Source organism: Bradyrhizobium sp. 40, assembly GCF_023100925.1.
Classification (GTDB): Bacteria; Pseudomonadota; Alphaproteobacteria; order Rhizobiales; family Xanthobacteraceae; genus Bradyrhizobium.
In genome coordinates, this window is the sequence record NZ_CP064688.1 from 3,569,194 (window position 1) to 3,582,319 (window position 13,126).

Sequence of the window (13,126 nt, forward strand, 5' to 3'; positions counted from 1 at the left end):
TCGGACAAAAACAGGGGAGGATCGACATGAGCGACGGCAAGAACGGCCTGCAACTGCGTTCGCTGATCAAGAAGAGCGGCGAGCTCGAGATCTCGCTTCTCGACGTGCCGACCCCCGATCCCGCCGCGGACGAGGTCGTCGTCCGCGTCGAGGCGGCGCCGATCAATCCGTCCGACCTCGGGCTCCTGATCGGCGCAGCCGATATGAGCACGGCAAAGGCTTCCGGCGACAAGGGCGCTCCCGTCATCACCGCGAAGGTGCCGGAAGGCGCGATGCGGGCGATGGCAGGCCGGCTCGACGAGTCCATGCCGGTCGGTAACGAAGGCGCTGGCGTCGTGATCAGGACCGGCTCGTCGGATGCCGCCAAGGCACTGATGGGCAAGACGGTCGCGATGATCGGCGGCGCGATGTATACGCAGTATCGCACGCTGAAAGTACGCGAGTGCCTGCCGCTGCCCGAGGGCACCACGCCGGCCGAAGGGGCCTCCTGCTTCGTCAATCCGCTCACGGCGCTCGGCATGACCGAGACCATGCGGCGCGAGGGTCACAAGGCGCTGGTGCACACTGCGGCCGCATCCAATCTCGGCCAGATGCTGAACAAGATCTGCATCAAGGACGGCATCCCGCTGGTCAACATCGTGCGCAGCAAGGAGCAGGCCGACATCCTGCACGAGATCGGCGCCAAATATGTCGTCGATTCCACCGCGCCGAGCTTCCTCGGCGATCTCACCAATGCGCTGGTCGAGACCGGCGCCACCATCGCCTTCGATGCCATCGGCGGCGGCAAGCTCGCCGGCGACATCCTCAACTGCATGGAAGTCGCGATCAACAAGACCGCGAAGGAATACAGCCGCTATGGCTCCAACGTGCACAAGCAGGTCTACGTCTATGGCGCGCTCGATGTTCGCCCGATCGAGCTGCCGCGCGGCTTCGGCATGGCCTGGGGCGTCGGCGGCTGGCTGCTGTTTCCGTTTCTGATGAAGATCGGGCAGGCGGACGGGGCTAGGCTGCGCCAGCGCGTCGTCGACGAACTGAAGACCACGTTTGCCAGCCACTACACCAAGGTGGTGTCGCTTTCGGAGGCGCTCGATCCCGCCAATATCGCGGTCTACGCCAAACGCGCTACCGGCGAAAAATTCCTCATCAACCCAAATAAATAATCGCGGCGTGCGACTGCACGTCACCCAAAGAAGGTCTTGCCTTCTGAGCGAAGCGGGGGATTATTCCGCCGCCATTGAAAGCGGAAAAATCCGCAAGGCGCGCTCAGAAGGGGACCTCTCAATGACCGATCTCAATCGCCGCCATTTGCTCGCAGGCGCCGCCGCCCTCAGTGCGGCGGCCGTGACCAAGCTTGGACCGACCGCCGCCAATGCCGCGGTGCCGCAAGCCGGCACGCAGGCGCCGGGCTTCTACCGCTATAAGGTCGGCAGCTACGAGTGCACCTCGATCAATGACGGCGCGCGCACTTTCCCGATGCCGGACAAGTTCGTCGTCAACGCGCCGAGGGAGGAAGCGCTGGCCGCGGGCGAGGCGGCCTACATGCCGAAGGGCATGGTCACGTTGCCGTTCAATCCGCAGCTCATCAACACCGGCTCCAAGCTGGTGCTGATCGATGCCGGCAACGGCATTGCGAATTTCGAGGCGAGCAAGGGCGCCGTCGGCCGCACGCTGCAAAACCTCCAAGCCGCCGGCGTCGACCCCAAGAGCATCGACGTGGTGCTGCTCTCGCATCTGCATCCGGATCACACCAACGGCATTCGTCTCGCCGACGGCGCGCTTGCCTTCCCCAATGCGGAGATCATGGTGCCGGGCAAGGACTGGGAGTTCTGGACCAGCGAGGACAACGCCGCCAAGGCCGAGTCCAACGCGATGATGAAGAACTACTTCGCCAACGTGAAGAAGACCTTTGCCGGCCTCGAATCCAAGGTGACGAAATACGAGTGGGGCAAGGAGGTCGCGCCGGGCATCACGTCGATCGCGACGCCCGGCCACACCCCCGGGCACACCTCGTTCGCGGTCGCCTCGGGCGATGCCAAGGTGCTGATCCAGTCCGACGTCACCAACATCCCGGAGTTCTTCCTGCGCAATCCGGACTGGCATGTGATGTTCGACACCGATGCTGCGCTGGCGCAGGAGACCCGCCACAAATTCTACGACATGGCGGCAGCCGAAAAGGCGACCGTGATCGGCTTCCACTTCAACTTCCCCTCGGTCGGCCGTGTCGAGAAGGACGGCGCCAAATATCGCCTGATCCCGTCGGCGTGGAATCCGACGATCTGAGCCGGGTTGCAGATTTGTGCCGAGGAGTCAGGCCGCCACTTGGCGGCCTGATTGTTTGGGCAACCGTTCAGAAACCCAGCGTTTCCAAATCCGACCGGTCCATGCACTTGCATCCATCACTCGGGACCGCTTAAGTGCCGCCCCGGCACTCCCGCTGAAGATTTCGAGGACACTCCATGGCCTACAATATCGTCACGATCGCCGGCAGCCTGCGCAAGGACAGCTTCTCGCTGAAGATCGCTCATGCGCTCGCCAAGCTCGCGCCTGCTTCGCTCAAGCTCGAGGTCATCACGCCGGCCGGCATCTCGTTCTTCAACCAGGACCTCGAGGGCGCGCCGCCGGCCGATTGGCTGTCTTTTCGCGAAAAGATCCAGAAGTCGGACGGCGTCATCTTCGTCACGCCGGAATACAATCGCGCGATCCCGGGCGTGCTGAAGAACGCCATCGACGTCGCCTCGCGGCCCTACGGCAAGAGCTCGTTCAACGGCAAGCCGGTCGGCATCGTCGCGAACTCGCCGGGTCCGCTCGGCGGCGTCAGCGCCGCCAAGACGCTGCAGAACATCCTGCCGGGCATTTCCGGTCCGATCCTGCAGCAGCCGGAGGCTTATCTGAACGGGGTGGGCGACGCCTTCGACGCCGACGGCAATCTGACGAAGGAGTCCCTGAAGCCCGTGCTCCAGGCCTATATCGACGCGTTTGCGGTGCACGTGGCGAAGCACCACGGCTGAGGCGCGATTCCCAGGACTTCGTCATGGCCGGGCAAAAGCGCGAAGCGCGTCTTCGCGCTAGATGTCCCGGCCATCCACGTGCTCGCTAAATTGACGAAGAACGTGGATGCCCGGCACAAGGCCGGGCATGACGGCTAAGTCAGGCACGGGAACGCGATGCGGGCGGGGGCAATTAGCACGCCCTTAACCAACCTGTCTCATCTTCCCTGGATGGTCTCCCGCGCGCGCCTGAAATCGATCCTGACCGGTCTTGCCCTCTATGCGATGGCGGCCGCCATCGTCGGCTATTTCGGCGTCAACGCCTATACCGGCAAATACGGCCTCAACGCCCGCCAGGAGCTCGACCAGGAGATCGTGGCGCTGACGAGCGAGCTTGCCCAGCTCAAGCGCGAGCGTGCCAGGAGCGAGCAGCGCGTTTCGCTGCTGCGCTCCGCGAAGATCGACCCAGACATGCTGGACGAGCGGGCGCGCTTCCAGCTCGACTACGTCAATCCGCGCGATCTCGTCCGGACGATCCCGGCGAACTGACAGCTCTTCCGAAAGTTGAAGGCCTCCAAGTTGAAGGCCTGGAACCGGACTGCCGTCTTGACGGCAGCGCCGCAACCGGCTCATGGCTTCCATCATCATGGCCAGGGTTGACGCAGATCAACCGGGCCGTGCCGGCACCGTCTAGATTGCCACCCGGAGGAAACAGTGATGAATGGGCAATCCCCCCGGCATCACGCGGCCCGTGTCGAGGCCGCCATTACGTCAGGCCAGGCGGCACGCTCGTCGCTCGTGGCCTCGTGGCGCCGTTCATCCAGATTGCATCGTCTCGATCCCGCCGGCCGTAGCTTGCCGAACCGGCTGAGCGAAGCCGAGCTGCACCGCGCGCGGGAGCGCGTCGCGCCGCTGCTCGCCGCTGCGCGGGGTGCGATGGACCGGCTCTATCAGGCGGTCGGCGCCAGCGGCTGCTGCGTGCTGCTTGCGGACGGCGAGGGCGTGCCGGTCGATCGCCGCGGCACCCCGGCCGACGATGCGACATTTCAGTCCTGGGGCCTCTGGACCGGCGCGCTCTGGAGCGAGGAGCATGAGGGCACCAACGGCATCGGCACCTGCCTCGTCGAGCAGCGTCCGTTGACGATCGACCGCGATCAGCATTTCTTCACCCGCAACACGCTTCTGAGCTGCACCGCCGTTCCGATCTACGACCATGAGGCTGCGTTCGCGGGCGTGCTCGACGTCTCCTCCTGCCGCGCCGACCGCACCGACGTGTTTTCCAGTCTGATCGCGCTCGCGGCCGGTGAGGCAGCCAGGCGTATCGAAGCCGATCTGTTTCGCAGGGCCTTCGCCCATGCCCGCATCGTTCTGACGCAAGCTGCGGACGGCCAGTGCGGCGGCCTCGTTGCGGTCGATGCGGACGATCTCGTGATCGGCGCGACCCGGTCCGCCCGAGCGGGACTCGGGATTGCGCCCGGCCGGGCGTTGCAGCCGATGCCTGCCGCTGATCTCCTCGGCGGCGACACCGCGCGCGACCATCTTGCCGGCGGTCAGCGCGCAGTGTTGCAGCGGGCGCTCTTGCGCGCAGGCGGCAATGTCTCGGCGGCCGCGAAGGCCCTCGGCGTCAGCCGTGCCACGCTGCACAGAAAGCTCAAGCGGTTCGAGCTGAACGCGCATTGAGCTGCTGGTAGATTCTCATGGTGAGGAGACCGCAAAGCGGTCGTCTCGAACCACAAGATGCCCTGCTGTCACCCCAGCCATCCTTCGAGACGCGCGCAAGAGCGCGCTCCTCAGGATGAGGTCAGTATGTGCGGCGGCGTCATTACGTGCGGCGGCACGACGTGCAGCCTCGTCACCTGTCGCAGAACTGCGACAGGTCGGCTCCGTCATCGCTCCTATCAGGGCTGACAGAAGACGCCTCCCGCGACATCGTCGGCGCAAGTCGCGACCACGCGACGAATTGCGCAAACAGCAAACATCGGGAGTGATCAATGAACAAGGTAGAATTCCTCAGCGTCACCAAAATTCCCTTCGCCGAACGCTACGACAATTTCATCGGCGGCAAATTCGTCGCGCCGATCTCCGGCAAGTATTTCGACAACGCCTCGCCGGTGACAGGCCAGATCGTCTGCAAGATCGCGCGCTCCGACGCGCAGGACGTCGAGGCAGCGCTCGACGCAGCGCATGCCGCGAAGGCCGCTTGGGGCCGCACCAGCGTCGCCGAGCGCGCCGCGATGCTGAACCGGATCGCCGACCGCATGGAAGACAATCTCGAGCGTCTCGCCATCGCCGAGACCTGGGACAACGGCAAGCCGATCCGCGAGACCCGCGCAGCGGACATCCCGCTGGCCATCGACCACTTCCGCTATTTCGCCGGCGCCATCCGTGCCCAGGAAGGCTCGATCGGCGAGATCGATCACGACACCGTTGCCTACCATTTCCACGAACCGCTCGGCGTGGTCGGCCAGATCATCCCCTGGAACTTCCCGCTGCTGATGGCCTGCTGGAAGCTCGCGCCCGCGCTCGCCGCCGGCAATTGCGTCGTGCTGAAGCCGGCCGAGCAGACCCCGGCCTCGATCATGGTCTGGGCCGAGATCATCGGCGACATTCTGCCGCCCGGCGTCCTCAACATCGTCAACGGCTTTGGTCTGGAAGCCGGCAAGCCGCTCGCGTCCAGCCCGCGCATCGCCAAGATCGCCTTCACCGGCGAGACCACGACGGGCCGGCTGATCATGCAATATGCCAGCCAGAACCTCATTCCCGTCACGCTCGAGCTCGGCGGCAAGTCGCCCAACATCTTCTTCAGCGACGTCATCGCCGAAGACGACGATTTCTTCGACAAGGCGATCGAAGGTTTCGTCATGTTCGCGCTGAATCAGGGTGAGGTCTGCACCTGTCCGAGCCGAGCGCTGGTCCATGCCGACATCTATGACCGCTTCATGGAGCGGGCGCTGAAGCGCGTCGCCGCGATCAAGCAGGGCGATCCGCGCGCGGCCGACACCATGATCGGCGCGCAGGCTTCCGGCGAGCAACTCGCAAAAATCCTCTCCTACATCGACATCGGCAAGCAGGAGGGAGCCAAGGTGCTGGCCGGCGGTGGACGCGCCGAGCTCGGCGGCGATCTCGCCGGCGGCTTCTACGTCCAGCCGACCGTGTTCGAGGGCCACAACAAGATGCGCGTCTTCCAGGAGGAGATCTTCGGCCCCGTCGTTTCTGTCACGACCTTCAAGAACGACGAGGAGGCGCTCGAGATCGCCAACGACACGCCCTACGGCCTGGGGGCCGGCGTCTGGAGCCGCGACGCCAACCGCTGCTATCGCTTCGGCCGGGCAATCCAGGCCGGCCGGGTCTGGACCAACTGCTACCATGCCTATCCCGCGCATGCGGCCTTCGGCGGCTATAAGCAGTCGGGCGTCGGGCGCGAGACCCACAAGATGATGCTCGATCACTACCAGCAGACCAAGAACCTGCTGGTCAGCTACAGCCCCAAGAAGCTGGGCTTCTTCTGATCGGACGGAAGTGGGCGGCGCCGCTTCGGTGTCGCCCACTCCAAACGGCGGGACTTTATCGGCTCGACGCTTTTTGATGAGGTCACGAATCTAGCGCGTGCGGCGACCGTGTCGATTTGTTGCCCGATCCGCGTCAAAGATTTTGCAATATTACGATCACGTTGCAGTGCGGCATAATGAAAGTCGTGCCATGCCGCCGCGGTGCTTTCCAAGGGCATTTGACTTGGGTTAGAGAGGGCTGAAGTTTTCTCTGACCCGGAATTCCCATGGCCGCACCCAAGAAAGCCGCCGCAAGCACTGCACAGGACAAGACCGACGGCGGTTCGCCCCCGGAATTCACCAGAGAGCAGGAGCTCAAGGCGCTCCGCGACATGCTCCTGATCCGGCGGTTCGAGGAAAAGGCCGGCCAGCTCTACGGCATGGGCGCGATTGGCGGCTTCTGCCACCTTTATATCGGCCAGGAGGCTGTGGTGGTCGGGATGCAGATGGCCCTGAAGCCGGGCGACCAGGTTATCACCGGCTATCGCGATCACGGTCATATGCTCGCCACCGGCATGGAGGCCAACGGCGTCATGGCCGAGCTCACCGGCCGTCGCGGCGGCTATTCCAAGGGCAAGGGCGGCTCCATGCACATGTTCAGCAAGGAGAAGCACTTTTACGGCGGCCACGGCATCGTCGGCGCCCAGGTCTCGCTCGGCACGGGGCTCGCTTTCGCCAATCACTATCGCGACAACGACAATGTCAGCGTCACCTATTTCGGCGACGGTGCGGCCAACCAGGGCCAGGTCTATGAGAGCTTCAATATGGCGGAGCTCTGGAAGCTGCCGGTGATCTACGTCATCGAGAACAACCGCTACGCCATGGGCACTTCGGTCTCGCGCGCCTCGGCGCAGCAGGATTTCTCCAAACGCGGCGCTTCCTTCAACATTCCCGGCCAGCAGGTCGACGGCATGGACGTCCGTGCCGTCAAGGCCGCCGGCGACGAGGCGGCGGCCTGGTGCCGCGCCGGCAAGGGCCCCTTCATCCTGGAGATGCAGACCTACCGCTACCGCGGCCACTCGATGTCCGATCCCGCAAAGTACAGAACGCGCGAGGAGGTCGAAAAAGTCCGCCACGACCAGGATCCGATCGAGCAGGTGCGCAACCGCCTGTTGGCCGCCAAGGTCAGCGAGCAGGATCTGAAGGCGATCGACGCCGAGGTGCGCGACGTCGTCAACGCGTCCGCCGATTTCGCCCAGCATGATCCCGAGCCGGATGCCGCCGAGCTCTGGACCGATATTTACCGCTGAACGCGCGCAAGCTTTCTTTTGGAGTCGATATGCCAATTCAAGTGCTGATGCCCGCGTTGTCGCCCACGATGGAGAAGGGCAACCTCTCCAAATGGCTGAAAAAAGAGGGTGAGACGATCAAGTCCGGCGACGTTATCGCCGAGATCGAGACCGACAAGGCGACCATGGAGGTCGAGGCGACCGATGAAGGTACGCTCGGCAAGATCCTGATCCCCGAGGGTACCGCCGACGTGGCCGTGAACACGCCGATCGCAACGATTCTCGCCGATGGTGAGAGTGCCGCCGATCTCGCCAAGGCGCCCGCGCCTGCCCAGCAGCAGAAGGCTGCCGAATCCGCAGCTCCTGCCGCCGCGAAGGCCGAGGCTCCAGCTCCCAAAGCTGCGCCGGCGCCGCAAGCGGTCGCAGAACCCGACCCGGAAGTGCCCGACGGCACCGAGATGGTGACGCAGACCGTCCGCGAAGCCCTGCGCGATGCCATGGCAGAAGAAATGCGCCGCGACGCCGACGTCTTCGTGATGGGCGAAGAGGTCGCCGAGTACCAAGGCGCCTACAAGGTGACCCAAGGGCTGCTTCAGGAGTTCGGCGCCAAGCGCGTCATCGACACGCCGATCACCGAGCACGGCTTTGCCGGCATCGGCGTCGGCGCTGCGATGAGCGGTTTGAAGCCGATCGTCGAGTTCATGACCTTCAACTTCGCCATGCAGGCGATCGACCAGATCATCAACTCCGCGGCCAAGACGCTCTACATGTCCGGCGGCCAGATGGGCTGCTCGATCGTGTTCCGCGGGCCCAATGGCGCTGCTTCCCGCGTCGCCGCTCAGCACAGCCAGGATTATTCGTCCTGGTATTCGAACGTCCCGGGCCTCAAGGTCGTCGCGCCGTTCTCGGCCGCTGATTACAAGGGCCTGCTCAAGGCTGCGATCCGCGATCCCAATCCGGTGATCTTCCTCGAGAACGAGATGCTCTACGGTCACACCGGCGAGGTGCCGAAGCTCGATGACTTTGTGATTCCGATCGGCAAAGCGCGCATCGTGCGTTCCGGCAGCCATGTCACGATCATCTCGTGGTCGAACGGCATGAGCTACGCGCTGAAAGCCGCCGACGAACTCGCCAAGGACGGCATCGAGGCCGAGGTGATCGACCTGCGCACGCTGCGTCCGATGGACACCGAGACCATCATCAACTCCGTCAAGAAGACGGGACGTGCCGTCACGGTGGAAGAGGGCTGGGCCCAGAGCGGCGTCGGCGCCGAGATCGCCGCGCGGATCATGGAGCATGCCTTCGACTATCTGGATGCGCCTGTAACCCGCGTCTCCGGCAAGGACGTGCCGATGCCCTATGCCGCGAACCTGGAAAAGCTCGCGCTGCCTTCGGCTGCCGAAGTGGTCGAGGCCGCCAAAGCCGTCTGCTACAGGTAGACCATGGCGGGCCCGAAGGAGCAGCCATTGCCACCCGACGTCCTCGTCCGCGATGATGCGGTCGAGATCCTGCGCGTGTTCGTGCTGGACGGCGGGCTGTCGATGGCGTTCCAGCGAGCCTTCGATGAGCCCGACATGTGGGGCCTGCTGCTCGTCGATCTCGCCCGTCACGCCGCGCGCGCCTATGCGCGCGAGAGCGAATACACCGAGGAGGACGCGCTGAACCGGATCATCGAGATGTTCCAGGCCGAGATCGAGCGTCCCACCGACACCGGCACCACGACGCCGCGCGGGAAGGGGCACTGACCGTGGCGATCGAATCCTATCATTTCGATTTCATGCTGGAGGCGATCCGCGAGGCGGAAGCCTCAATCGCGCAAGGCGGCCTGCCGATCGGCGCCGTGCTGACCAGCGATAAAAAGGTGATCGCCCGCGGCCACAACAACCGCGTGCAGGAGAACAACCCGATCCTGCACGGCGAGATGAGTTGCCTGCGCGAGGCGGGTGCGATTTCGTTCCACGATACCGTCATGTACACCACGCTGTCGCCATGCGCGATGTGTGCCGGTGCGCTCGCGCTGTTCAAGGTCAAGCTCGTGGTGATCGGAGAGTCCGTCACCTTCGAGGGCTCCAAGGACATTCTCGACAAGTTCGGCATCCCGTGGATCGACCTTGCCGACGACCGCTCCATCACCATGATGAAAAATTGGCGTTCTATTCCTGCCAATGAGCGCCTGTGGCAGGGCGACATCGGCAACTAACCTGGTCTGTCCGTCTTCGGTCCGGAGACGGATTTTTGCAAAGTTCTTCTTGAGGTCAGCATGCCCATCAACATCCTGATGCCCGCTCTTTCGCCGACGATGGAGAAGGGCAACCTCGCCAAGTGGCTGAAGAAGGAAGGCGACAAGGTCAAATCCGGCGATGTCATCGCCGAGATCGAGACCGACAAGGCGACCATGGAGGTCGAGGCCATCGACGAGGGGACGATCGCCAGGATCCTCGTGCCCGAGGGCACGCAGGACGTCCCGGTCAATGACGTGATCGCGGTGCTGGCCGGCGAGGGCGAGGACGTGAAGGCGGCAGGTGCCGCCAAGCCCAGTGCTTCCACCGCACCTCCGAAAGCTGCTGAAGCTCCCGCTGCCGCAGCGGCTCCTGCGGCTGCTGCGCCCAAGGCCGCCCCGGCGCCCGCCGCAGCACCTGCACCGCAGGCCGCAGCACCGGCCGTGCAGAGCAACGGCCATGGCGGCCGCGTGTTCTCTTCGCCGCTGGCGCGTCGTCTCGCCAAGGAATCCGGCCTCGACGTGTCGATGGTGACAGGCACCGGCCCGCATGGCCGCGTGGTGGCCCGCGACGTCGAGCAGGCCAGGTCCGGCAAGGGCCTCAAGGCTCCCGCGGCGACGCCGTCAGGCGCGCCCTCGACCGCGCCGACCATGTCGGACAAGCAGATCCTGTCGCTGTTCGAGCCGGGCTCCTACGAGGTCGTCCCGCATGACGGCATGCGCCGCACGATTGCGCAGCGTCTGACCGCGTCGATCCAGAACGTCCCGCACTTCTACCTCACCATCGACTGCGACATCGGCAAGCTGCTCGCCGCGCGCGAGGAGATCAATGCGGCTGCTCCCAAGGACAAGGAGAAGAAGCCGCTCTACAAGATCTCGGTCAACGACTTCGTCATCAAGGCGATGGCGGTGGCGCTGCAGAAGATCCCGAATTGCAATGTGAGCTGGACCGAAAGCGGCATGGTCAAGCACCACCATTCCGACGTCGGCGTCGCGGTGGCGATGCCCGGCGGCCTGATCACGCCGATCATCCGCAAGGCCGAGACCAAGACGCTGTCGACCATCTCCAACGAGATGAAGGATTTTGCGACACGCGCCCGCTCGCGCAAGCTGAAGCCGGAAGAATACCAGGGCGGCACCACGGCCGTTTCCAACCTCGGCATGTTCGGCATCAGCCACTTCACCGCCGTGATCAATCCGCCGCACGCGACGATCCTCGCGGTCGGCACCAGCGAGGAGCGGCCGGTCGTCCGCGGCGGCAAGATCGAGATCGCGAACATGATGAGCGTGACCCTGTCCTGCGATCACCGTGCCATCGACGGCGCGCTCGGCGCGGAGCTGATCGGCGCCTTCAAGCAGCTGATCGAAAATCCCGTCATGATGATGGTGTAGCCCAGGGAGGCGCGGGGTGAATGCGAACGCGCTGGCCCTGGATCTCCTTGTTGCTCTCGGCTGTGGTTGCACTCAATCCAGTCGGGCTCGATATTCTGCATTCCGCGTTCTTTGCCGGCGAGCAGCTGGCACGGAGCATCGGCCAGGCCGTCGTTCTGATCGCACTGGCTATCATGGCCGGCGCGATCCTGCTCGAATGGCTGGTCCGGGTTATCATTTCCAGGCGCCGCGTCCGCGGCGCCTCTTGAGTTGAATGGGGAACCGCCATGGCCGACACATCCTTCGACATCATCATCATTGGCTCCGGTCCGGGCGGCTATGTCACCGCGATTCGCGCCGCCCAGCTCGGCTTCAAGGTCGCGATCGTCGAGAAATCCTATCTCGGCGGCATCTGCCTGAACTGGGGCTGCATCCCGACCAAGGCGCTGCTGCGCTCGGCCGAGATCTACCACTACATGCAGCACGCCAAGGATTACGGCCTGTCGGCGGACAACGTCTCGTTCGACCCGAAGGCGGTGGTGCAGCGCTCGCGCGGCGTCTCGAAGCGGCTGAACGACGGCGTCGGCTTCCTGATGAAGAAGAACAAGGTCAGCGTGATCTGGGGTGCGGCCTCGATCGACGCGCCCGGCAAAGTCACCGTGAAGAAGTCCGACGTCGAGGGCCCAAAGGGCACGCTGGGTGAGGGGACGTATCAGGCCAAACACATCATCGTCGCGACCGGCGCGCGGCCGCGCGTGCTGCCGGGCCTCGAGCCGGACAAGAAGCTGATCTGGACATATTTCGAAGCGATGGTGCCGGAGCGGATGCCGAAATCGCTGCTGGTGGTCGGCTCCGGCGCGATCGGCATCGAGTTCGCGTCTTTCTTCCACACCATGGGTTCTGACGTTACCGTGGTCGAAGTGCTGCCGCAGATCCTGCCGGTTGAGGACGCCGAGATTGCAGGCCTGGCCCGCAAGCGTTTTGAGAAGCAGGGCATCAAGATCCTGTCCTCGACCAAGGTGACCAAGCTCGAGAAGAAGGCCGATAGCGTCGTTGCTACCATTGACGACGGCAAGGGCAAGCCTGTGACGACCGAGTTCGAGCGCGTGATCTCGGCCGTCGGCGTCGTCGGCAACATCGAGAATCTCGGTCTCGAAAAGCTCGGCGTCAAAACCGATCGCGGCGTCATCGTGATCGACGGCTACGGCATGACCAACATCCCCGGCATCTACGCCATCGGCGACGTCGCCGGCCCGCCGATGTTGGCTCACAAAGCCGAGCACGAAGGCGTGATCTGCGTCGAGGCGATCAAGGGCCTGCATCCGCACGCCATGGACAAGAACCTGATCCCGGGCTGCACCTATTGCAATCCGCAGGTCGCCTCCGTCGGCCTCACCGAAGCCAAGGCCAAGGAGAACGGCCGCGAGATCCGCGTCGGCCGCTTCCCCTTCGTCGGCAATGGCAAGGCCATCGCCCTCGGCGAGGACCAGGGGTTGGTCAAGGTGATCTTCGACAAAAAGACGGGCCAGCTGCTCGGCGCCCACATGATCGGCGCAGAGGTCACCGAGTTGATCCAGGGCTACGTCGTCGCCATGAACCTGGAGACGACGGAAGAGGAGCTGATGCACACGGTATTCCCGCATCCGACGCTGTCGGAGATGATGAAGGAAGCCGTGCTGGATGCGTATGGACGGGTGCTGAATATTTGACGAGCGCGCATCGCCGCCCGCCACCGTCATTGCGAGCGAAGCTAAGCCATCCAGACTGCCTCCG

At 64.2% G+C, this 13,126-nt stretch carries 13 protein-coding genes; all 13 read left to right on the plus strand.

The genetic code is table 11. The features are described 5' to 3' along the window. Positions 1 to 26: 26 nt before the first annotated feature. A complete protein-coding gene (locus IVB40_RS17345; protein ID WP_247819405.1) occupies positions 27 to 1,160 on the plus strand; it encodes a zinc-binding dehydrogenase in 1,134 nt (377 codons plus the stop codon). Between the two features lie 121 nt (positions 1,161 to 1,281). Further along, positions 1,282 to 2,280 carry an MBL fold metallo-hydrolase gene (locus IVB40_RS17350; RefSeq protein ID WP_247819406.1) on the plus strand — a complete coding sequence of 333 codons (999 nt, stop codon included), beginning with the start codon at positions 1,282 to 1,284 and terminating at the stop codon, positions 2,278 to 2,280. A gap of 176 nt (positions 2,281 to 2,456) precedes the next feature. Beyond that, the gene (locus tag IVB40_RS17355; protein ID WP_027567108.1) at positions 2,457 to 3,008 is read left to right on the plus strand and encodes an NADPH-dependent FMN reductase; all 552 of its coding nucleotides are present in this window, start codon (positions 2,457 to 2,459) and stop codon (positions 3,006 to 3,008) included. 210 nt (positions 3,009 to 3,218) lie between these two features. After that, a complete protein-coding gene (locus IVB40_RS17360) occupies positions 3,219 to 3,536 on the plus strand; it encodes a septum formation initiator family protein (protein ID WP_007590617.1) in 318 nt (105 codons plus the stop codon). 168 nt (positions 3,537 to 3,704) lie between these two features. After that, complete coding sequence (locus IVB40_RS17365; RefSeq protein WP_247356364.1) at positions 3,705 to 4,667, plus strand: GAF domain-containing protein; 963 nt, start codon at positions 3,705 to 3,707, stop codon at positions 4,665 to 4,667. Between the two features lie 311 nt (positions 4,668 to 4,978). Beyond that, positions 4,979 to 6,496, plus strand: a complete 1,518-nt coding sequence (adh, locus tag IVB40_RS17370) for an aldehyde dehydrogenase (RefSeq protein ID WP_247819407.1) — start codon at positions 4,979 to 4,981, stop codon at positions 6,494 to 6,496. A gap of 266 nt (positions 6,497 to 6,762) precedes the next feature. After that, entirely contained in the window at positions 6,763 to 7,785 is a 1,023-nt protein-coding gene (gene pdhA / locus IVB40_RS17375) for a pyruvate dehydrogenase (acetyl-transferring) E1 component subunit alpha (protein ID WP_247819408.1), read from the plus strand. Between the two features lie 29 nt (positions 7,786 to 7,814). Then, on the plus strand, positions 7,815 to 9,203 hold the full coding sequence (locus tag IVB40_RS17380) for a pyruvate dehydrogenase complex E1 component subunit beta (protein WP_247819409.1): 1,389 nt from the start codon (positions 7,815 to 7,817) through the stop codon (positions 9,201 to 9,203). A gap of 3 nt (positions 9,204 to 9,206) precedes the next feature. After that, positions 9,207 to 9,509 carry a DUF5076 domain-containing protein gene (locus IVB40_RS17385; protein WP_007590623.1) on the plus strand — a complete coding sequence of 101 codons (303 nt, stop codon included), beginning with the start codon at positions 9,207 to 9,209 and terminating at the stop codon, positions 9,507 to 9,509. Between the two features lie 2 nt (positions 9,510 to 9,511). After that, positions 9,512 to 9,964: a nucleoside deaminase gene (locus IVB40_RS17390; RefSeq protein WP_247819410.1), complete on the plus strand. Its 453-nt coding sequence runs from the start codon at positions 9,512 to 9,514 to the stop codon at positions 9,962 to 9,964. 60 nt (positions 9,965 to 10,024) lie between these two features. Continuing rightward, a complete protein-coding gene (locus IVB40_RS17395) occupies positions 10,025 to 11,374 on the plus strand; it encodes a pyruvate dehydrogenase complex dihydrolipoamide acetyltransferase (RefSeq protein WP_247819411.1) in 1,350 nt (449 codons plus the stop codon). A 20-nt stretch (positions 11,375 to 11,394) separates the two neighbouring features. After that, complete coding sequence (locus IVB40_RS17400; RefSeq protein ID WP_027567103.1) at positions 11,395 to 11,622, plus strand: hypothetical protein; 228 nt, start codon at positions 11,395 to 11,397, stop codon at positions 11,620 to 11,622. Positions 11,623 to 11,640: 18 nt separating this feature from the next. Next, positions 11,641 to 13,062 (plus strand): dihydrolipoyl dehydrogenase, encoded by a 1,422-nt coding sequence (lpdA, locus tag IVB40_RS17405; protein WP_247819412.1) that lies wholly within the window; start codon positions 11,641 to 11,643, stop codon positions 13,060 to 13,062. Positions 13,063 to 13,126: the final 64 nt, after the last annotated feature.